At 65.5% G+C, this 19,045-nt stretch carries 16 protein-coding genes and 5 pseudogenes; 5 read left to right on the top strand and 16 right to left on the bottom strand.

From position 1 onward, the window contains the following. Positions 1-609: 609 nt before the first annotated feature. The 5 genes and pseudogenes from ABZZ74_RS48755 to ABZZ74_RS48735 all read right to left on the bottom strand — a co-directional run bounded on the left by ABZZ74_RS48755 (position 610) and on the right by ABZZ74_RS48735 (position 4,131). Entirely contained in the window at positions 610-786 is a 177-nt protein-coding gene (locus tag ABZZ74_RS48755; RefSeq protein WP_356950574.1) for a hypothetical protein, read from the bottom strand. Positions 787-849: 63 nt separating this feature from the next. Beyond that, entirely contained in the window at positions 850-1,533 is a 684-nt protein-coding gene (locus ABZZ74_RS48750; RefSeq protein WP_356950573.1) for an ISAs1 family transposase, read from the bottom strand. Positions 1,534-2,642: 1,109 nt separating this feature from the next. Continuing rightward, positions 2,643-3,017 (bottom strand): annotated as a pseudogene (locus ABZZ74_RS48745) (ISAzo13 family transposase); the annotation flags it as partial. Between the two features lie 104 nt (positions 3,018-3,121). Continuing rightward, positions 3,122-3,730: a hypothetical protein gene (locus ABZZ74_RS48740; RefSeq protein WP_356950576.1), complete on the bottom strand. Its 609-nt coding sequence runs from the start codon at positions 3,728-3,730 to the stop codon at positions 3,122-3,124. Positions 3,731-3,762: 32 nt separating this feature from the next. After that, positions 3,763-4,131 (bottom strand): transposase, encoded by a 369-nt coding sequence (locus tag ABZZ74_RS48735; protein WP_356950572.1) that lies wholly within the window; start codon positions 4,129-4,131, stop codon positions 3,763-3,765. 256 nt (positions 4,132-4,387) lie between these two features. Here ABZZ74_RS48735 and ABZZ74_RS48730 point away from each other — a divergent pair, with 256 nt between their 5' ends. From ABZZ74_RS48730 to ABZZ74_RS48720, 3 genes are all read left to right on the top strand, one after another. After that, positions 4,388-5,188: an SDR family oxidoreductase gene (locus ABZZ74_RS48730; RefSeq protein WP_356950571.1), complete on the top strand. Its 801-nt coding sequence runs from the start codon at positions 4,388-4,390 to the stop codon at positions 5,186-5,188. After that, the gene (locus tag ABZZ74_RS48725) at positions 5,185-6,264 is read left to right on the top strand and encodes an aldo/keto reductase (protein ID WP_356950570.1); all 1,080 of its coding nucleotides are present in this window, start codon (positions 5,185-5,187) and stop codon (positions 6,262-6,264) included. Before ABZZ74_RS48730 ends, ABZZ74_RS48725 begins: the two co-directional genes overlap by 4 nt. 673 nt (positions 6,265-6,937) lie before the next feature. Beyond that, positions 6,938-7,843 (top strand): hypothetical protein, encoded by a 906-nt coding sequence (locus ABZZ74_RS48720; protein WP_356950569.1) that lies wholly within the window; start codon positions 6,938-6,940, stop codon positions 7,841-7,843. 388 nt (positions 7,844-8,231) lie between these two features. On the opposite strand, the gene ABZZ74_RS48715 is transcribed toward ABZZ74_RS48720, so the two are convergent. The 5 genes and pseudogenes from ABZZ74_RS48715 to ABZZ74_RS48695 all read right to left on the bottom strand — a co-directional run. Further along, positions 8,232-8,633: a DUF6009 family protein gene (locus tag ABZZ74_RS48715; protein WP_356950568.1), complete on the bottom strand. Its 402-nt coding sequence runs from the start codon at positions 8,631-8,633 to the stop codon at positions 8,232-8,234. Continuing rightward, positions 8,630-10,165 (bottom strand): phage/plasmid primase, P4 family, encoded by a 1,536-nt coding sequence (locus ABZZ74_RS48710; RefSeq protein ID WP_356950567.1) that lies wholly within the window; start codon positions 10,163-10,165, stop codon positions 8,630-8,632. The genes ABZZ74_RS48715 and ABZZ74_RS48710 overlap by 4 nt, the downstream gene beginning before the upstream one ends. Continuing rightward, the gene (locus tag ABZZ74_RS48705; RefSeq protein WP_356950575.1) at positions 10,162-11,196 is read right to left on the bottom strand and encodes a bifunctional DNA primase/polymerase; all 1,035 of its coding nucleotides are present in this window, start codon (positions 11,194-11,196) and stop codon (positions 10,162-10,164) included. The genes ABZZ74_RS48710 and ABZZ74_RS48705 overlap by 4 nt, the downstream gene beginning before the upstream one ends. Before the next feature lie 994 nt (positions 11,197-12,190). Further along, positions 12,191-13,027: pseudogene (locus ABZZ74_RS48700) on the bottom strand (ISAzo13 family transposase); the annotation flags it as partial. A gap of 54 nt (positions 13,028-13,081) precedes the next feature. Further along, a pseudogene (locus ABZZ74_RS48695) lies at positions 13,082-13,579 on the bottom strand (transposase); the annotation flags it as partial. Positions 13,580-13,678: 99 nt separating this feature from the next. Here ABZZ74_RS48695 and ABZZ74_RS48690 point away from each other — a divergent pair. Then, positions 13,679-13,870: a group II intron maturase-specific domain-containing protein gene (locus ABZZ74_RS48690; protein WP_356950566.1), complete on the top strand. Its 192-nt coding sequence runs from the start codon at positions 13,679-13,681 to the stop codon at positions 13,868-13,870. A gap of 191 nt (positions 13,871-14,061) precedes the next feature. Here the strand turns inward: ABZZ74_RS48690 and ABZZ74_RS48685 are convergent, their stop codons facing one another. Together ABZZ74_RS48685 and ABZZ74_RS48680 are read right to left on the bottom strand one after the other, a co-directional pair. Next, a complete protein-coding gene (locus ABZZ74_RS48685; RefSeq protein ID WP_356950565.1) occupies positions 14,062-14,607 on the bottom strand; it encodes a transposase family protein in 546 nt (181 codons plus the stop codon). 80 nt (positions 14,608-14,687) lie between these two features. Then, a complete protein-coding gene (locus ABZZ74_RS48680) occupies positions 14,688-14,861 on the bottom strand; it encodes a hypothetical protein (RefSeq protein ID WP_356950564.1) in 174 nt (57 codons plus the stop codon). A gap of 167 nt (positions 14,862-15,028) precedes the next feature. Here ABZZ74_RS48680 and ABZZ74_RS48675 point away from each other — a divergent pair, with 167 nt between their 5' ends. Beyond that, a complete protein-coding gene (locus ABZZ74_RS48675) occupies positions 15,029-15,448 on the top strand; it encodes a DUF2690 domain-containing protein (protein ID WP_356950563.1) in 420 nt (139 codons plus the stop codon). 85 nt (positions 15,449-15,533) lie between these two features. Here the strand turns inward: ABZZ74_RS48675 and ABZZ74_RS48670 are convergent, their stop codons facing one another. The 4 genes and pseudogenes from ABZZ74_RS48670 to ABZZ74_RS48655 all read right to left on the bottom strand — a co-directional run. Continuing rightward, positions 15,534-15,773: a transposase gene (locus tag ABZZ74_RS48670; RefSeq protein ID WP_356950562.1), complete on the bottom strand. Its 240-nt coding sequence runs from the start codon at positions 15,771-15,773 to the stop codon at positions 15,534-15,536. A 570-nt stretch (positions 15,774-16,343) separates the two neighbouring features. Further along, positions 16,344-17,738, bottom strand: a complete 1,395-nt coding sequence (locus ABZZ74_RS48665) for a cytochrome (protein ID WP_356950561.1) — start codon at positions 17,736-17,738, stop codon at positions 16,344-16,346. 489 nt (positions 17,739-18,227) lie between these two features. Continuing rightward, positions 18,228-18,476: pseudogene (locus ABZZ74_RS48660) on the bottom strand (ATP-binding protein); the annotation flags it as partial. After that, a pseudogene (locus ABZZ74_RS48655) lies at positions 18,473-19,045 on the bottom strand (IS21 family transposase); the annotation flags it as partial. The pseudogenes ABZZ74_RS48655 and ABZZ74_RS48660, both read right to left, overlap by 4 nt.

Below are 19,045 nucleotides of genomic sequence, written 5' to 3'. Positions count from 1 at the left end.
CCTGCTGTGCGAGACCCGCCGCCGGGGTCGGCGTCCGCGCCGACCCCGTTGGACGACTTCGGTCCATCGGTTGCCGCGAAGGACGTGCGAGTGCAGTCCCGCTACGGCATCCGCGAGGACCGCCCGCAGCCGCAGGAGCGGTGGGTTCCGGAGATGTGGAACGGCAAATCATGGAGTTGTGCGGAACGCCGCGACGTGACCGTCGTGAGGCCGAGCGGTACATCACAGCGCAGCGTCGCCAGGCAAAGGCCGCAGGGGCCTGCCGATCAATAACTCTGCGGCTTTCGTGGGGTGTTGGGTCGTAAGATTCGGGGGTGTCGGACAGGGCGATTGCAAAGTTCGTTGATCGTGCGTTGGTGCAGGTCAGTCCCTTCAGTCGTAGATCGGCGTGCTCGCTGTAGTTCGTGGCTCGCTCGTAGGGGCGGAGGGCTGTCCCGCGGAGTCCGGCGGCGATGTTGGTGTGGCCGGCGGTGCGGAGATGGTTGATGGCGAAGCTGCGCAGGGTGGCCATGTTCTCCGGGCCGTGCCCGGTGCGGATCTTGGAGGCGTCCTCACGGAAGGCGGTGTCCCGGACAAAGTGAAGCCTGTTTTCGATCACCCAGTGCGCCCTCAAGATCGTTGCGATGCTTTCGGGGATGTCTGGCGGCTGGTCAGGTCGGTGATGACGTAGACGGTCTCGCGGCTCTGCTTGCCGGACCTGGTGTCGGTGCGGTGGCGTACGACCTTGGCGACCTGGGCAGCGTGCGGGAAGTCGACGCCGAGGTCGGTGACGGTCAGCACTTGCACGACCCGGGTCTCCTTGCGGCCGTGCCCCTGGGTGCGGTCGTAGAACTTCGCCGTCGCCTCGCCTCAGGGCAGGGTCCGCATCTGTTCGTAGAGATTCTTCTGGTTCCGTTTCACCGTGAAGGCGTAGTGCGCCTTCTTCACCTCGACGAGGAAGCGGGCGTGGTCGCGCTGAGTGTGCAGTGCGTCGCCGGTCACCGTGACTCCTTGCAGGTCATAGGGGGCCAACAGAGCGGCGAAGCACGTGACCTCGTTCGTCTTCTCGGGGACCGTGAGCTGGGTGACGGTCATCCCGGTGCCGGTCATCGCGGCCAGCAGGTGCGCGGCAGGGGTGGTGCCCAGGCGCGAGCCGGGGGCGCTCTTGCCGTCGACGGCGAGAGTGTCGGCACCGGCCGGGTCGTGGCCCAGGAGATCGGCCAGGCCGCCGGGACAGGTGTCCTTGATGATCCGCCGGATCGTCGCGCCGCTGGGCGGGATGCGCACGTCCAGGGCTGTCGCGGTGCGGGCGCCGAGTTGGGCCAGGACGTCCTGCGGGGGGTCGGTGGCCCACTCGTCGATCGCCACGAAGCTCCTCGCCCCGCTGACCACGGCGGCGCAGGCGATCAGCAGTACTGCCACGAAGGGGTGCCGCTTTCCGCGTCGGCACCGTGGATCGGCCAGCGTGGCCAGCCGCTCGGCCAGCTCATCCGTCACGCGGTGCTGACGGGTGGGCGACTTGACCATACAGACGGTGGCAGACTGACGGCACATCGAAGCTCCGTTGTGGGCAGGCTACTTGGCAAGGTCACCTTCACAACGGAGCTTCGTTGCGTCCGGGCGCGCGCCCTCCCGGCATCGTCACACCGTCGTGACCTGCACACTCATGTGATCACCGCGACTTTACAGTCGCCCTGCCACTGGTTCACAGAAAACAAGATCCATTGGGTGCGGGACGTCACCTTCCATGAGGACAACTCCCAGGTCGTTCTGCCTGGCCGGACGAGCCAACATCGCCCACGCCCGCCGCGATCTCCTCAACCACAACGACGCCTTCGCCGTATATGGCATCTGATCAACTACCACGGAGCCGGACACAACCGGACAACGCCCGGGCCGTGGCATAGGGATAGGCCAGCGGCTATACGTGTTGGATATCCACAGCCAGCCCGGGCGTGTCGCTGGGCATATGTGGAAACAGCACACTGAACTGCTTATCTACGTGGCATTGCTGCGCGCCCTGACGTCACGACGGGACTGCACAGTCAGCCGTGTCCTTGTCCGAATCGGCCGGAAGGTCGCAGCCTACCCAGGCGACATCACCAAGGAAAATAACCACCCTTTGCCCTTTTTGCCACCACCAATCGCTGGCCACGCTACAAGAACGTCCGGGGATGTCTGCATTTGTGTGCCACCTAACCTGTTGGCCGCTCTGATTTGTCCCAGTGATAGCGAGCGGGCCAATCGGATCAAGACGTGTGTTGCAAATCCTTATTTGGATCGATGAATTATCGGCGTGTGCTGGGGCTGCTGCAAAACCAGCCAGGGCGGCTGCAGTGGCCGCCGCCCATGCGCTCTTGCGGATGAGATGACGCCTCACGATACTCCTCGGAAACCTGGAGACTTTTCGGTCTCCTCGCTAAGGTCTAGCCGAGGGTTTCATTTCGGATGACGCCCTGGCTAGGGGCGAATGTCCCACACCCGCATCCAGGGGGATTCTGAGGCTTTCGCTTCGGGGTGACGGCAGGGCTGACGCAAGGTCCGGGATCAGGGCGACTGTAAAGTCGCGGTGATCTCATGAGTGTGCAGGTCACGACGGTGTGACGATGCCGGGAGGGCGCGCGACCGGACGCAACGAAGCTCCGTTGTGAAGGTGACCTTGCCAAGTAGCCAGCCAGTTGCCGGGTCGATTTCGTCGTCCAGCGCAGCGGCGACATCGGGTCCCCGCGTACATCCGGTTCCACCAAGGCCAGCAACGCGGGCCGAAGGCCCGGATCCAGGTCCACCGCACGCTTGCGGCCCCCACCGGGCCGGCGCACCCGCCCCAACGGCGCCTCGCCGGACTCCAGTTCCGACACCCCGCACGACACGGTGCCCTCCCGGACTCCAGCCGCACGAGCGACGAGCCTGATGCCTCCATGGCCCAGCGACCGTGCTTCTGCTCCTATAGCCAGCCGCCGCTGCCGCTCGTCGAGATGCGGGAACAGCGTCGCGAACTTCGCGGCCAGGGCCGCCTCGATCCCCTCCAAACTCCCCATACCATGGCAACGAGCCTCGGAGCCGGAAGCGACGGCTTGTTTCCCGGCAGGCTCTGAGCGGATTTCCGCTGGTGTCAAGGGGATTGGGATCAACACCGTTGCGTTTACTTCCGTGAGCGGTTCGCAAGTCCGTGTTCGAAGTACGTGACGGTGGCGTGGCCGGTGTAGTTCTGGCTGGTCGTGGTGTGTTGTCCGGCGTTGGGTCCGTACTTGCTGGTGGGGTTCTTGCGGGGGCGGGCCTTGACGCGTTGACGGTGGCAGGCGGGGTGCAGGGCGTCGAGGACGGCCTGGCCGATGGTGCCGACGAGGTCGGCGGGTCCCGCCGAGGGCAGAATTCCGGTCGCGGTGGCGACGGTGTCGGCGGCGGTGGTCTGCAGGACGGTGAAGCTGATGCGGTCCATGTCCATCCCCGGCCGGGTGCAGGCGGTGTCGGCGGCGGTGGTCTGCAGGACGGTGAAGCTGATGCGGTCCATGTCCATCCCCGGCCGGGTGCAGGCGGTGTCGGCGGCGGCGCGGATCAGGGCCTGGTAGGTGGTGAGCAGGGCGTAGACCTCCTGGTCGAGGCCGGTCAGGCTGCGGGAGCGCAGGACACGGCCGTCCAGCATCGTTGCCTTGATCGAAAAGTACGTCGTCTCCGACTGCCACCGCTCGTGATAGAGCTCCACGAGCCTGGCAGCTGGGTGGGCGGTCGGGTCGAGGAGGCTGGTGAACAGACGCCACTGCTCGGTGCGGACAGTGCCGTCGGTCAGGTGACGGTGATGGACGCCTCGATGACGCGGACGATCAGCAGGACAGGCAGGACGCCGTAACCGATCCGGGCCAGGTAGGAGCCGTCGTCCAGGTGCCGAAAGGGGGTGGGGATCCGGCGGGCGGAGGAGCGCACCAGGAACTGCGCGCCGGTGGCGTGGACGTCCCCGGCGAACTCGGCTCCGTCGAAGCCGGCATCGGCCAGCAGGAGCATCGTGCGATCCAGCGCACTCAGCAGGCGTCCCGCGTAGGTGAGTTCGCCGTCACTCTCCGGGCCGAAGGCGGCGGCCAGCACGGCACGGGTGCCGCACTCAACCAGGACCACGAGCCGCAGCAGCGGGTAGCCGAACTCCAGGCTCTCGCCCACTCACTTGGGATAGCAGTTGGACGACAGCCACCCGGGCGTACCGGACTGTGACAATTGAATGACATTTGCCCCTACCCTGATTGAGCATGGCCCGGCAAACTCCGGTCAGAGAAATATGTAAACGGCATCTTCCGTTTCGAAGAATCCATCCTGTCGGCGAAACCAGTCACACACTCGGCATTTCGGCCATACTTGACGGCTGGCAGCCGACCACTCGCCCTTCGAAATGCGTCGTTGCCATGAGAGAGGAAACGGCATGACTGACTTTCCTGAGCCGGTTAGAGGTGCCCAGGATTTCGCCAGCCTCAGAGCACTGGTGACTGGTGGTGCATCCGGAATCGGCCGGGCGACCGCCCAACATCTGACGACCCTCGGCGCTCAGGTCGCGGTTGTGGATCTCGACTGTTCGTCGGTCGACAAGCCACTGCTCGGCTTCCGCGCCGATGTCACCGACGACACTTCCTTGCGTGAGGCCATCGCCACGGCCGCTGCCGAGCTCGGTGGCCTGGACATCCTGATCAACAACGCCGGCATCGGTGCCCAGGGCACGGTCGAGGACAATGACGACGCGGAGTGGCATCGGGTCCTGGACGTCAATGTCCTCGGCGTGGTGCGCGCTACCCGCGCGGCTCTGCCCTATCTGCGCCAGTCGAACTACGCGGCCATCGTGAACACCTGCTCCATCGCAGCCACTGCGGGCCTGCCACAGCGGGCCCTGTATTCCGCATCGAAGGGCGCGGTGAACTCTCTCACGCTTGCGATGGCCGCCGACTACGTTCGTGAGGGAATCCGGGTCAACTGCGTCAATCCGGGGACGGCAGACACCCCCTGGGTAGGGCGTCTGCTCGACGCCGCCGCCGACCCTGCCGCAGAGCGCGCTGCCCTGGAAGCTCGCCAGCCCATGGGACGTCTAGTGTCCGCCGACGAAGTCGCGGGCGCCATTGCCTACCTGGCAAGCCCCTTGTCCGGTGCGACAACCGGTACCGCCCTCGCAGTCGACGGAGGGATGCAGGGACTGCGCCTGCGGCCGGTCAGCCAGAACGATTCACCGCAATGAACGACAGTGCACCGAGTGACTTCGCTGCGCAAGGGCTCTACTTGAGCAGGCTCAAGGCAAATAACTTCGGGCGAAGTGGCGTCGAGATCACCAGTTTAGCCTTCGGTGGTACCCGCATCGGTAACGTATACGGCCAAGTCACTGATTTGGAAGCGTATGCCGCCATCGAGAACGCTTGGTGGCAGGGAATCCGATATTTTGATACCGCACCGCACTACGGTTACGGTCTCTCCGAACGGCGCCTCGGTGCTGCGCTACGCGGTCATCGACGCGCCGCTTATACCGTCTCCACAAAGGTCGGAGGCCAGGTTGAGCCTGTCGGCTCACGGGACGATCCCTTCGCGCCACCCGTCGGGCCTCGCCACAGCTGGGACTTCAGCGCCGAGGCGATACGGCGCAGCTTGGAGAGCAGTCTTACAAGGCTCGGCCTGACCTGGGTGGACGTCGTCTATCTGGATGTTCCCGACGAACATGCCGAACGAGCCCTCAACGAGGGCTATCCGGCGCTTGAACAAATGCGGGAGGAGGGTCTCGTCACGGCGATCGGTGCTTGTATGAACCAGCCCGAGACCCTCATTCGTTTCATCGGTGACACCGACATCGACGTCGTACTGTGTACCGACGTCCATCCTTTGCTCGACGAGCGCCCGCTGTACAACGTGGTGGCTGCTGCTCAAGAACAAGGGGTGTCGGTAGTGATCGGCGGTACCTTCAGCCACGACCTGCTGGCTGAACCGACAACGCAGAAGACCACGGCTCACGCTCCACCGGCACAGCTGCGACGCCTCTCGGCTCTGCGAGCCATAGCGGAGCGGCATGGCACCACACTGTCGGCAGCCGCGCTGGCCACCTGTTCGGCCCACCCGTCCGTCGCCGGCATTCTTATCGACGGACGTTCATATGACCACGTAAACGATTGTGTGCGCGAATGCTCGGCAGCCATACCGGTGGACTTCTGGCGAGAACTGCAACAGAAAGGGTTCACGCCCATTGACGCCTGTGCCAGGAGAAGACTTGCCGTAAGACGAGCGGCAAGCCTGATTTCAGCGTGTCGGACCTCAGGACAGGTCAAATGACCCTGGCGACCGACGATCCGTGCGGCAATCATGGGGATACCTGTAGGACACCGTGCGGCTCTGCAGGGTCGCCATCGCCTGCTTGGTGGCGGCATGTTGCCAGGTCCCGCTTGGCAACCGATTGAGCCCATATGTCCCGGAGGACCCTCCCCCATGGTTTTCCGGACATATGGGTGCTCAGCTTTATCCCCCCCTCGACAGGGCTCTCCAATGCCACCCGGCTCGCTCTTCGCCCCTGACATGCTCTTGGATCAGCCTCTCCACCTGAAGGAAGGGTTGCCCGCTGTCGGACCATCGGACACCGCGGTGAAATAACCGATCTGCAACTGCATGACACTTACCCCTAGCTCCTACACGCAGCCACTATGCAGTACATGATTGTCCGGTATCAGAGTTGCATATCCATGAATGGATATTTCCCGAGGGTCGACTGTGTTGTTGAGTCTTCGCGGACTTGATTCCTACCATTTAGCGGCTTCTTATGCCAAGTATCCTACCGCGCCTTATTCTGGATGACTCCGCAGCATCATGGGGCCGATTCGTTTTTATCCACGTGCTTGATTGGCTTCTTCTCATGCGTGCATATTGTCCGCTCGCAAATGGGATCAGGACCGACCACCCGGTCCCGGACCTCCCTTTCGTCGACGACTCACATATTCCCCTCGATGAGCTGATGGATGTCCAGACCATGGGACTAGACATCGATGGAGTTTGGGATGCGGAGCGGAACACTCAAGGGTGGGTGACGTACACGACCGATCCGATCCGACGCGACCTCGCCTGGTGCGTGCGTTATCATCCCGAGCACGGCCGATCTGTGCTATTGCATCATGAAAAGGATGCCGAATCAGCACGCAGTGAAGGATGGGGCAGCGCGCTCTTGTTCCGCCATGACGGCTATTGGTGGGATGGAAGCAACTGGTATCGCCCGGCCAGCAACACAGATCCGATCAGTGGGGCCCATGTCCGTCAAACGGTCGAAGGCGCAGTCACTATCACCGTGGCTGATCTTCTCGGAGATACGACCGATCCCACTTCGGGGCGTCTACAGAAAATCGTCGACTTCTCTCCTGGCACCTCCACCGCGGCTCACTGGCTCGACGATCTGGCGATGTGGGCGGTTCTCCGAACCAATTGCCAGGACGCGCTTCCGCCGTCCCGGTGCGTCGTGAGGCTGTCCGCGCCGGAACTGTCAGATGAACAGGGAGAAGCGGAGCCTGGCAGGAATCCGTTCAGCTCCGGGAGAGGGGTGACCTCTGTTGAATCGGCTCAGCCGAGCCTTTCTAGTCGCCTGGGGCAGGATCTTGCCGGGCTCGCAGCTGTCGTTGAACCCATCAGTAGAGCGGAACTGATCGACGCATTGTCGACCACAGGCTGCCAGGGCGTTCTGGACCAGTTCGCAGGATGTGACCTGCATGGGTGCGACAAACGCGACGACGGGGCTGGCCAGACGACCGGGCTCATGCAGGATCTAGCCGAAGTCCTAGAGTGGCTCGTCCGCCATCATCCCAGCGAAACCATACAACTCATGTCAGAGATCCCCTACGCGGCACAGAGCCAGGCCCCGGGGAGCTCCTGACAAGTGAGGGCACAATCTCCGGCGGTCGCCCCGCCAGCTCAGCAGGCTGGCGAACGACCGTCGATGGACGCCTCCGTCCTGGGCGCACTTTCGTCCCGTCGATCTGGACCAAGCAGTCGATGTCACCACTCGCTTTCGCCCCGGCCTCCACGGGCCGCAGAGCCAGGGAGAAACAGGGGCGAGGACGTAGCGGCGAAAGAGGGTGAAGACCGTCCTCCACGACTTGCGGCGTTCAAGCAGGCCACGCCATTCACCACCCAGCCGTCCCACCCGCGGTCGTCCCGTCGTGAGCCGCGCTATGAGTTCCGTGACTCCCACGACTGGGCCATGAGTTCATGACGACGGACCACACCACCATGATCAACCCTCCTGCGTTTGCAGACGGAGCCTAGAGCGGGAGCTCTATCCCGAGCTCCCGCATTGCCGCTGACGGCGGCCCGCCCTCGGAACGTTCGGTCTTGTAGCCCTTGACTCGAGGTACGAGGGTGCGGGGGTCGATGGCTTCGGCAGGTGCACTCTTGGCGTACAGGCCGTCGGGTTCGCTGTCGCGGTCGTGCGGCAAGAGCCAGAAGACGCGGCGGCGGAAGGTGCCGGAGGCGCGGGAGGGTTTGGCGTCGGGGCCGAGAATGGCGTAGCCGACCATGCGGCCGTCACGGTGGTAGGCCGGCTTGCCCTTGCGGGTGGGTAGACGGTCCAGGCTCTGGCGGACGTAATCGAGCTCGTCGACATCCTCCAGCCACACGAACTCGGTTTCGTGGCTGAGCTCGTCCGCGTCGATCAGGGAACTCATGCGCCGGTGTCCCTCTCCTCGTCGGTGAGCAGTCCGATACCTGGGTAGTACTTGCGCTGGTTGGAGACCTTCATCTCCTTGGGCGAGGCCAGCCCGACAAGTTCCCGGGTGCGGGCGGCAAACGCACGCGAGGAGATGACCTGCGCACCCTCATTGTGGCACCAGACCCTGTAGGCGGCGTAGAGCGCCGTCTGCTCCGCTCGCAAATCGGGGGCGAGAGAACAGCACTCGTCGTAGAAGCGGCCGGTATGGTCCTCGGTTTCGGCATATGCGGTCGTAGCGATCCGCACGCGTTCCGGGCCGGCTAGGTCACGGTCGCCGCCGAGGTAGCGGCGGGCGCCGTCGATCAGCCAGGCCAGGATGCCGGGACCTTCCTCCATGACGAGGAGATCGGCCAGATTGTCGATCTTACGGTCGTCGGAGACGACTCGTTCGAATGGGATCAGCCGCATGCGGCGCCAGAACGCGAAGCCGCCGGTTCCGACTTCTGGCTTGTGGTTGCCCAACAGCCACAGTTTATGCGTGGGTTGGAAGCTGAAGGGGTCCTGGCGCATACGTCGGGCTTTGATACGGTCGCCGCCGGTCAGCAGTTTGACGCGGGCTTCGTCGAACTTGTCGCCAGGTTTGATCTCGGAGCAGACGTAGACGCGCCGCCCGTGGAGTTCGGCAAGGTCAGTCGGATGCCCTTCGAACGGCTTGGCCATCAAAAAACCGGGCGGAGCCGCGTCCGCGTAGTCGCCCAGCAGCTTCATCAGCACGTCGAGCAGGACGCTCTTGCCGTTCTTGCCTTCTCCCCAGAGGAAGGGCAGGACTTGGGCGCCGACGTCTCCAGTGATCGAGTATCCGAGCAGCAGCTGCAGGTAGTCGATCATCTGTAGGCCTTCGTCGTCGTCACCGAAAGTGTCAGTCAAAAACCGCAGCCAGCGGGTGATCGGCATCTGCTGAGGCCCTACGGTGGTGGAGCGGGAGTGAAAGTCCTTGTTCGGGTCAGGGGCGGTGAGTAGTCCCGAGCGCAGGTCGACAATGCCCTGCGGGGTGCACAGCTTGTAGGGATCAGCGTCCAGGCGGTCAGGCTTGAGGATCATGCCGGGAGCGGACTTGGCCTGGGAGAGCATCGCGTTCATGCCACTGGTCGACATGGCACGGGTCCGGTGCTTGTGCAAGGCGGTAGTGGTGAATTTGCCCCGGGGGTCGTGGCTTGCGATGTTTTCGGCGAGGTCACCTGCCGCCCACAGGACGGTATCGTCCTCGTCGATCTGCCAGCGAGTGGTGTCCCATCGGTACCAGCCGATCTTGGGAACATGACGGTAGTCGTTGGCATAGAGCTTGACGAACAGCTTCGCGTTCCCACGGTCGCTCAGGGTGTCCGGAAGCAGACCGTTGGCAGTCGCCTCCCCACCCGGGCGTTCAGTGGTCAGGCGTTCAGCAGCTGCCTGGGCCGGGACTGGCACCACAGCGATCTGGCTGCGGATCTGAGCAGCAACGGCTTCGGGGTCGAACTCGAACAGGGCTTCGTTACTGGGGGACGTCACGGGCGCCTCCCGCTGGTGTAAAGCGGCTTCTTCTGGCCTGCGGCGAGCCCACTGCGGATGATCTGCTCACTCCGCAATTCCTGGCCCGGGCGGGCGGCGGTCGCCGCGACTCTCAATGCCTGCTCGGCCTCTTGGAGAGAAAGGCGGCCGGCCGCGATGAGGCCCCCGAGCGTGTAAGCAGCGCGGTTGAGGGCGTCGGAAAAGCCTGCGCCTTCAGCGACCTGGCCGCAGACCTCAACGGGGGCAAGGACCGCCGCGAGCGTGTGCTCCGTGCTGTTGCGTCCGCCGCCAGCGGCGAGAACGGCCTGCTGGGCTCGCGGCGGGACGGGACGCGGAGCGGGAATGGTGGGAGCGGGCAAGTGCCCAGTGCGGTCGAGTTCCTGTGCCAGCCACTGGGGCAGAGCGGCGGGTTCGCGGGTCTTTCCGATTGGGGTGTATGTGCCGTGGCGAGTGACGGTGCCGGGAGCGATGATGTAGCTCCCGTAAGCGCGGATATCGACTTGCCAGGCCAGAGCGCGACCGAAGCCGGAGCCGACGGAGGACAGCCAGCGGCGGTTGCCGGTTGACCGGTACCACACGTGAAGCCCTCCGGAGGGAGTACGCACGCGCAGGGTTGTACTATCCTCGGCCGGGCTCTGCCAGCCCCGCAGGGCAGCCAGGACCGCGAGGCTGTGAAAACCGCTAGCGAGCCCGGTGAGGTCGACCTGGTCTCCGATGGGAATACCAGGCAGGATCCGGTTCCGTGCGGGGGGCTCCGCGCCGTGAGCGTCGATGTCAACGACGATCAAGCCAGCAGGACCGCAGGAGACGCCGGTCCCGAACTCAGGGTGGTGACCCCACCACTGTTGAATGCGGTCCTGGTTGAGAGTGGCAGCGTGGAAGCTGTGGCACCACCGGCCCGCTCTAAGGCAGCGGCAGTCCGCTGGTGTGTGAATCTGATCGCGGCACTGACGGCAGTTCGCGGCCGGTGTCTTGCGGCCTGGGGCAAGCGGGTGCACGGGCCAGCCCCGCCGAGCGCACCACTGTGCGATGGCCAGAGACCCAGCGACTGTAGACGCCGACAGGCGGGGATCTACTGAGTCGCTGCGAGAAAGTTCCAGCTCAGAGGCCACTTGATCCCCTCCCTCAGCGACCGAAGCGACTCAACGACGGACACAGACTAGCGAACCCGACCGTTGGCGTCGCGCAGCACATGCGAAACAGAGGGGACGGAGTTACTGATGGCGCAGCTGTCGGGGAGCTCGGAGCGACCGAACGTCGGTCCCAGCGACCGAGGAGCTTTTAGTCGCTGAGCCTTCTGAAACCCTAAAAGACCTGTTCACAGCCCTGCGAGTGCCTGAAAAGCGACTGAAGCGACTGAAGCATGCCGTCTATAACGCACACGTATACCTCTAAGAGCGCGCTCATATATGGCGAGCCTGAGTCGCTTCAGTCGCTGTCGCGTAAGAACTAGCCTCTTGACCTGCTGTTTTACTGGTACTGACCGAGCAGCGACCGAAGCTGGGTTTGGTCGCTGCTCGAGGTCAGCTGCCCTATCCCGGCAGAGCTACCCAAGCGACTGAAGCGACTGAACTTCGGAATCGATCGTGTCCCATGAAGTGGTGTAGCCGGGCGTGCTCCCGGAACGCGCTGGTGTCTGCTCGGGGCGTGCATCCGTTGACCGTGCATGCTCGATGCCGACGTTGTTCGATCCTGGTAGGGCACGGTGATCCGGTCGGGCATACCGGTGAGTGCGGGGTGGGACAGGGTCTGGGAAAGATCCATTCGGCAGGTGGTCGCACCGTCGTTTCCCCAGGCGCGTAGTTCCTGAGCGGAGGAGAAGTAGTGCGCTGTCTGCGAGACCGTGATCTTTTGCGCATCTATGAGTGTGCGGGTCTCGCCGATGACCTGGCCGATCGTGACCGGGTTGATGGCGAGCAGGTCGACCAGAACCTTCTGAGAGCAGACGTGGCTCAGGTAGATCACTGTGACGAGGAGGCGGTCGGCGTTTGAGAGCAGGGGCTTGCCATGTGCTCCAGGACCCTTCAGGCGGCGGTCGGCATCCGGGTAGTCCATCCGCCCGCGGGCCTGCCACCAGCGGCGGATCGACCCGACCGCGAACACCGAGGTGTCGTGATCGGTGCCGACGTTCACCCAGCCACTGTCCTGGGCCAGATCGTAGATGCCGAAGAGTATCGCCACGTCGACGTCGGGGCCTATGAAGTAGAAGCTGTGGTCCTCCACCTGCACCGGATCTCCGGCGGGGCGCCATTGCAGCCCGGGGTTCGGCAGCTGTCCCCTGTTCCTTCTTCTCAGCATCGATGCTGATGACCGGCTGACCGCCGAACTGGTGCTCCTTGACCTGCTCGTTGATGTAGCGGAACTGCGCGTCCCGGTCAGGGTGCTTGCCTTCCAGCGTCTTGGCGCTGGCCTGCAGGCTGAAGCTCTGACCTTTCAGGAGCCAGCCGACGGTCGGAGCGGAGACTGGGTGCCCTTGCCGGGTCAGCTCTTCTGCGAGGTTACGCAGGGACCTGGTGGTCCAGCGCATCGGCGACATCGGATCACCCCGCTCGTCCGGCTCCACCAGCTTCAGCAATGCAGGAACCAGCAAAGGATCTTGTTCCTCGGCGGGCTTGCGGCCACCCAGGGGCGCCGGACGCAGCCCTCCGGCAGCGGATCTCCACCGGTCTCCAGCTCGAACACCCCGTTGCGGACCGTGCTCTCGCTCACCCCGGTCAACCGTGCAACGACCCGTACCGCACTGTGTCCGAGCAGCCGCGCCTCCTGGGCCAGCACCAGACGCCGCTGACGCTCGTTCAGATGTGGCAATACGACCTCAAACCGCAGCGCAAGCTGATCCAGAACATCGGAGGCGAAGCTCATACCAGAGCAACGATCTGACCGATGAAAGCAACAGGTTGATTCTTGACGGCTTCAGTGGGTGCGGCAGCGCTGCCACGAGGCGCCGGGCAGCACGGCGCCGATCGCGTCGACGAGGTCGGCGTGGGCGTCGGAGATGGCGAGCTGGACGCCGGACAGGCCGCGGGCGATCAGGGAACGCAGGAAGGCCAGCCAGCCGGCGCCGTCTTCAGCAGTGGCGACGTCCAGGCCGAGGATCTCGCGGTGGCCGTCGGCGGAGACGCCGACCGCGATCAGCGCATGGACGTTGACGATGCGACCGCCCTCGCGGACCTTCTGCGTGAGCGCGTCGACCCAGACGAACGAGTACGGGCCGGCGTCCAGGGGACGGTTACGGAAGGCGGTGACCTGCTCGTCCAGGTGCTTGGCCATTGCACTGACCTGGGATTTCGACAGCTGCGTCACCCCGAGGGAGTCGGCGAGCTTCTCCACTCGGCGGGTGGAGACACCGAGCAGGTAGACGGTGGCGACCACCGAGATGAGCAGGTTGCCGGACTGGAGCTGCACCCGGACAAGACCCGGGACGGGAAGCGGCGCGGCTCGCACGAGCACACGGCGTTCACGTTCCTGGGGTTCACGTTCCGGGCGCGTGGGGCGCGGACGAAGACCGGGCAGATGTTCCTCGGTTTCAATCCGGCGGTCAGCAAGGAAGCCCTGAAGATGATGAGCGCACGGGTGCGGTCCTGGCGACTGCACCAGCGCACGGACCTTTCCGAAGCGGACCTCGCACGACGGATCAACCCGATCGTGCGCGGTTGGTTGAACTACCACGGCGCCTTCTACCGGTCGGCGCTGTATCCCCCCTGACCCGCATCAACGCCTATGTGATGCGGGGGTCGCGCAACAAGTACAAACGGCTGCGGAACCGGAAGAGGGCCCAAGCCGCGTGGGACCGGGCCGTGAAACTACGGCCTCGGTTCTTCGCGCACTGGATATGCGTCAACACGGTCCCGGCTGTCTGGTGACCAGGACGACAAGAGCCCGGTGAACCGAGAGGTTCACGCCGGGATCTGTGGGAGCCCCGGGGTGAGATTCCCCGGGGCCACCCGACCGGGCCGACCGGGCCGGCCGCGCGGCACGTGAGCGGGCCGACGTCGCGCTTGCCGAGCGGATCCGGGCCGTGCATCCGAGTGGGACGGCAACAGCACACTTGTCCGTGACAGCGGCGCTTTCAAGATGTGCAGGAGCCGGGCGCCGCCGCGGCCGGCGAGCAGCACCCCGGCCATCTCCACGAGATGCTGCAGCAACGGGCTGTGGCGCTGGTAGCGCACCGTCAACCCATCGATCTGCTCGGCGAATGTCCGGCGCCCGTAGACCGCGCTGTCACAGAACAGCCGCCGCACCACCAGGCTGATCAACACCGGACAGCCCCCGACAGCGACATCAGCCAGCGTACGGGCATAGCGACTGTGTACCCGCGCCGACCTGTGACCGCAGTCCGGACACGCCACCCTCAACTCGCGGGTACGAGCCGCCACATGCACCGTGCTGGCCTCTGCCCACAACCGCTCCACCCGCACCGCTTTCAGGTGCGGAGACACCATCTGTAGGAAGTCATCACACTCGCCGACGGTCCCGCCACCCGTGACGGAGCGTCACCGGCGCACGGTGGCACACCCCCGCTTCACGAAAATCTTGCCAGGGCCCTCACACGAGTACGGGGACACCAGGGTGTGTCGCTCACCGGCGGCACGTCGAGGGCGTCGGCCAGGTCGACGCCCTCGGAGTCGTCGCGGCTGCCGGCCAGGAACTCGTGCACGGCCGGCGCGGCCTCGAGGCGGGCCTGCCAGGCGCGCACGACGTCGTGCAGCGGGCTGAGGCTGTAGGACGTTTGCCTCTGGGAGCGATCGTCCGGGTCAGTAGAGTCGTAGCGGCAAGCTCTTGACGCCGCCGTAACGTCCAGAATGGAACCTGAAAGTGCCTGTGCCTGTTCGCAAATATGCCCTCAGCGCCGTTCTTGCCCCCATGCTACTTCTGGCCATCCCAGCCGTCGCAATGGCCGCAGGCCCTGAAGCGGACGGCCTGAGCCCATACACCAACAACTGCGCTAGTAGCGCGACGAGCATCGCGACCGCCTCTCTTGCTGGCGGCTCCGCTACGGTCGAGATTCGCTACAGCCCGAGCTGCAAAGTGGCGTGGGCGCGTGTCCAGTTGAAGAATGAAGCTGACGTTGACGGTACATCGGACGTCACTATCCGTCGCACCCAGGGTGGCCCCGGGACGGCACAGACATGCCAGGTCAGCCACGATAAGAGCACTTCTCTGAACGCCTATACATGTTACACGAGTGTCATTGGCACTGATAATTCACAGTTCCAGGCCCACGCGAGGGTGAACGGGCGGGATCTCACCACCAGCGCTGTCAGTGCTCCCTCGAGTCAGTGATTCTTAACCCCGGGTATTCAGCGGAATTGGGCGAGCTGACGACCCGATAGCATAAAGGTGCCCGTTGACCTGCAATGCCGGTGAGTTAGTAATCCGAGCCCCTGGCGGGGCCACCCTGAGCGGGTGAAAATCGGTGGGTGGCCGTCCGGCGGACGTCGTGCGCTCTTGGCGTGTTCCGAGCTGCCCGAGACACCCAGCTGTGCAGTGTCCCCGAATGAATGCCCAGATCCGCAGCCGCCTCCGGGATCGGCTTCCCGGTCCCCGTCACGATCCGTACCGCCCCCTCGCGGAACTCTGCATCGTAGAGGCGCTTCCTGGATGCCATGACCCAGCTATCCCTCCGGCCACGGTCTCCACAGTAGGAGGGGAACCTCAGGTACGTGATCAGCGCGGACGAGAAGACCTCCATCCAGGCCCGCTGCCGCATCGCCCTGGCCCCCGGCCAGGGCGATGCGGGTGAACCACACCTACGGCCGCGGCGGCGCGCTGGCCTACCTGGCCGCCTACGACGTGCACCGCGCGAAGGTCTTCGGCCGCTGCGAGCCGAGAATCGGCATCGACCCTGGCCCTGCTCGCCCAGGTCATGGCCCAAGAGCCATACGCCAGCGCGAAACGCGTGTCCTGGATCTTGGACAGCGGCTCCTCCTACCGCCGCAAGAAGGCCGCCGACCGGCTGAGAGCCACCTACCCGAACACGGTCGGTACCTGCGGACCGCCTCCCTCTGCTGAGACTCCACCACCCGCTGGCGGGGCCGGTCGACGCCGGTCTCCCTGGAAACCGGCCCGTGAGTCCGGCAGAGAGTCAGAATTCCCATCGCGTCGGGAAGCCTCGACACCGCACGGAGCTGTGCCGGTCGTTGCCGCCGCTGTCCACGCCCTGAAGCGCCCCGGGCTCTCAGGCGTCCTTCTTCCCGCCGAACATGAACCTGCGCAACGCCGACAACACCCCCCTCGCCCGACCGTCGGCGACAGGCTCCCCCGCTGCCCACGGACGCGGGACGGACGGCGGCGGCCCGCTCAACTCGTAGCGCACCGGCAACAGTTTCAGCCCCCGCACCACCGGCCCCGACCGCCACGGCAACTGGTCCTCCGGAATCGCCAGTTCGGCCTTGGTGAAGTGGTCGAACACCCGCCCCACCGCCGTGGCCACGATCATCTCCCCCAGCTCCCGTGCGGAGCTGGGACAGCCGTGTGCCCCCGCGCCCCAGCCCAGATGGGCCCGCGTACTGACCGTCGAGCCGACCATCGCAGAGGAGCCGATCGCCAGCAGATCCTGGTGCGCGGCCGCCGCCGACGGGGAGACGACCTCCCCGGCCCGCACCCAGAAGTTCCCCAGCCGCACATCCCGCGCCGCGAACCGGAAGCACATGTTGGCGACCGGCGGGTTCACCAGCGCCGCCCGGTTGACGGTCTCCCCGAGCTGCCCGGCGGACAGGCTGCGCCGCACACTCGCGTTCCCGCGCAACACCTCCAGCAGCGTGTTCAACACCATGTTCCCGGTGATGTCGTTCAGGCAGACGGCGTTCATGAACAGCTCCCGACCGAGCTGTTCGTCGCTCAGGCCGGCATCGGCCAGCAGCAGGTAGGACGTGAGGTCGTCGCCCGGCCGCGCCCGCCGATGCGCGGCGAGCCGGGTCATCGCAGCCAGCGCCCGCCCGGTGGCAGGCCCCGCGTCCGGACCGCCGTCCACCATCCGCCACAGGTCCATCACCAGCTCCTCGCCGAGCTCCACCGGGCAGCCGAACAGCCTGGTCGTCACCATCAGCAGCAACGGCCGCGTGTACTGCGCGCCCAGGTCCGCGAACCCCGCCGTCCCCGACTCCGCGGCCAGCACGCCCACGAGCTCGTCGGCGTACCGGGCGACCGCCGCCCGCAGCTCCCACCCCTGCGGGCTACGCTCCTCCTGGAAGGGCCGCAGCGCCGAGTGCAGCGTGGAACGCGCGGCCAGATGCTCCTCATCGTCCATGAACATGGTCTGGCGCACCTCGTAGCCGGCCAGCAGCGGCCAGCCATGCGGCAGCCGCCCCTCGGCCCGGGCCCGCCAGTACCGGACGTCCCGCCGCCACTGGCACTCGTTCCGCAAAACCTGCAGTACCTCGGCGTAGTCGAGTACCAGCCACACGGGCACGCCCATCAACCCGACCGGCGCGACGGGCCCATAGGTGCGCCGCAGCCAGTCGTACACCGCCCCCGGATCGGCGTCGAACTCGGCGGTCAGCAGCGGGTGGACGGGGAGCGACTCGAGCCAGGGACTGTCAGCCGGCGCGATCGCGTACTCGTGCGCTTCCATACCGCACACGCATACCGCACCGACCGCACACGAGCATGACCATGTCCGGAACTGTTACTCCTTGGGGACACCAGTGACGCAGGTGGCAGGAGTGCTGTCGATAAACAACTCCTTGATCTTGGTGCGGGTCATGAGCGCGCGAGATCGTGCCCGGCGATTGCGGCAAGTTGTTGGGCTGTGGTCACGGTGAGGGCGCCGGTAGGGGCGGTGTGACCGAGTGCGGTGAGAACGGACCCACGCCTGGCGGAACGCCTTCCACCGCCTCGCCCGCTGCTGCGAGCGCCGGGCCACGGTCATTCGACACCTTCTTCGATCTGCCCGACACCATCATCACCGTGCGTAGCCTAATGGGTCTTGTCGGGGCGTAGAGACTCGATGCCGTAGCCGCCAGCAGGTGAGCACTCACGCTGCCTGAAGCATTCGACTTCCGGGGTCAGACCGTGCCTCTGCTGCTCGGCCGGGAGGCCAGACCGTTGATGGGGTGGCGTGGTCGAGCTCGGGCTGGAAGGAGAAGTCGTAGTCGTCCAGCGTCTTGTGGTGCGGCAGCTTCGACAACCGCAGGCCCTGGCGAAAGCGCCGGTCGTCCTTGACGGCGAGTTCCTCGGACAGCACCAGGTCGAGGAAGTCGAGGTTGGCCTCGTCAGCCCGCTGGATGTACTGGTTGAGGGCATCGGCCAGGTGAGGCAGGCCGAGCTTGACGGCCGTGGTGCGGATGCGGGTGCCGGTCAGCTCGCTCAACGGGCTTCCTTTGTCGGTGTGTTGGACGTGAAGGGTCGGGTGCCGGTCAGCTCGTCATAGGCCGACAGCGGACGGCGGCCCACCTCGATGCGGGCAGCGGCGGCCCGGTTCAGCAGGGCCTGCAGCGGGCCGGCCTGCGGCCCGGGTGAGGGCTCCCGGTGGGGGAACGGCGGGCTGTCGCCGGTGGTGACGCGGCGGCCGGCGCCGGTGGGCAGACCGTCCCAGTGGCCCTCGTCGACGATGCGGGCGCCGCGGCCCACCGCCCTCGGATGAGCAGCCAGCAGGGTCTCGCCGTCCGGGCCGGGGACCGTGGAGTGCAGCGTGACTTGGGACTTCGTGGCGCGGATCTCGACCAGTTGGCGGGGGCGGACCCTGCGGGCGGGCACCGAGTAGAGGTTCGCGTCGAAGGCGACCAGGCAGTCCTTGCCGACGTGCCGCAGATGCCGTTGGGCGACCACATACGGAGTCTGCGGCAACGGGCGCAGGGCCATGTGATCGCGCTCTGCCCGATGGCCGATGACCTCGCCATGAGTGCCGTGCACCTTCGCCCGCCGCAGCGGCACCCAGGC

The organism is Streptomyces sp. NPDC006476 (genome assembly GCF_040612015.1).
Classification (GTDB): domain Bacteria; phylum Actinomycetota; class Actinomycetes; order Streptomycetales; family Streptomycetaceae; genus Streptomyces; species Streptomyces griseorubiginosus_B.
Note: the sequence above shows the minus strand (reverse complement) of the source record. Positions and strands in the feature narration are given on the sequence as shown.

Coding starts and splice junctions, on each gene's coding strand:
- ABZZ74_RS48720 (WP_356950569.1), top strand. CDS start 6,938: ATGGATGTCCAGACCATGGGACTAGACATCGATGGAGTTTGGGATGCG.
- ABZZ74_RS48715 (WP_356950568.1), bottom strand. CDS start 8,633: ATGAGTTCCCTGATCGACGCGGACGAGCTCAGCCACGAAACCGAGTTC.
- ABZZ74_RS48670 (WP_356950562.1), bottom strand. CDS start 15,773: ATGGCATCCAGGAAGCGCCTCTACGATGCAGAGTTCCGCGAGGGGGCG.
- ABZZ74_RS48675 (WP_356950563.1), top strand. CDS start 15,029: ATGCTACTTCTGGCCATCCCAGCCGTCGCAATGGCCGCAGGCCCTGAA.
- ABZZ74_RS48690 (WP_356950566.1), top strand. CDS start 13,679: ATGTTCCTCGGTTTCAATCCGGCGGTCAGCAAGGAAGCCCTGAAGATG.
- ABZZ74_RS48730 (WP_356950571.1), top strand. CDS start 4,388: ATGACTGACTTTCCTGAGCCGGTTAGAGGTGCCCAGGATTTCGCCAGC.
- ABZZ74_RS48725 (WP_356950570.1), top strand. CDS start 5,185: ATGAACGACAGTGCACCGAGTGACTTCGCTGCGCAAGGGCTCTACTTG.
- ABZZ74_RS48750 (WP_356950573.1), bottom strand. CDS start 1,533: ATGTGCCGTCAGTCTGCCACCGTCTGTATGGTCAAGTCGCCCACCCGT.
- ABZZ74_RS48685 (WP_356950565.1), bottom strand. CDS start 14,607: ATGGTGTCTCCGCACCTGAAAGCGGTGCGGGTGGAGCGGTTGTGGGCA.
- ABZZ74_RS48665 (WP_356950561.1), bottom strand. CDS start 17,738: ATGGAAGCGCACGAGTACGCGATCGCGCCGGCTGACAGTCCCTGGCTC.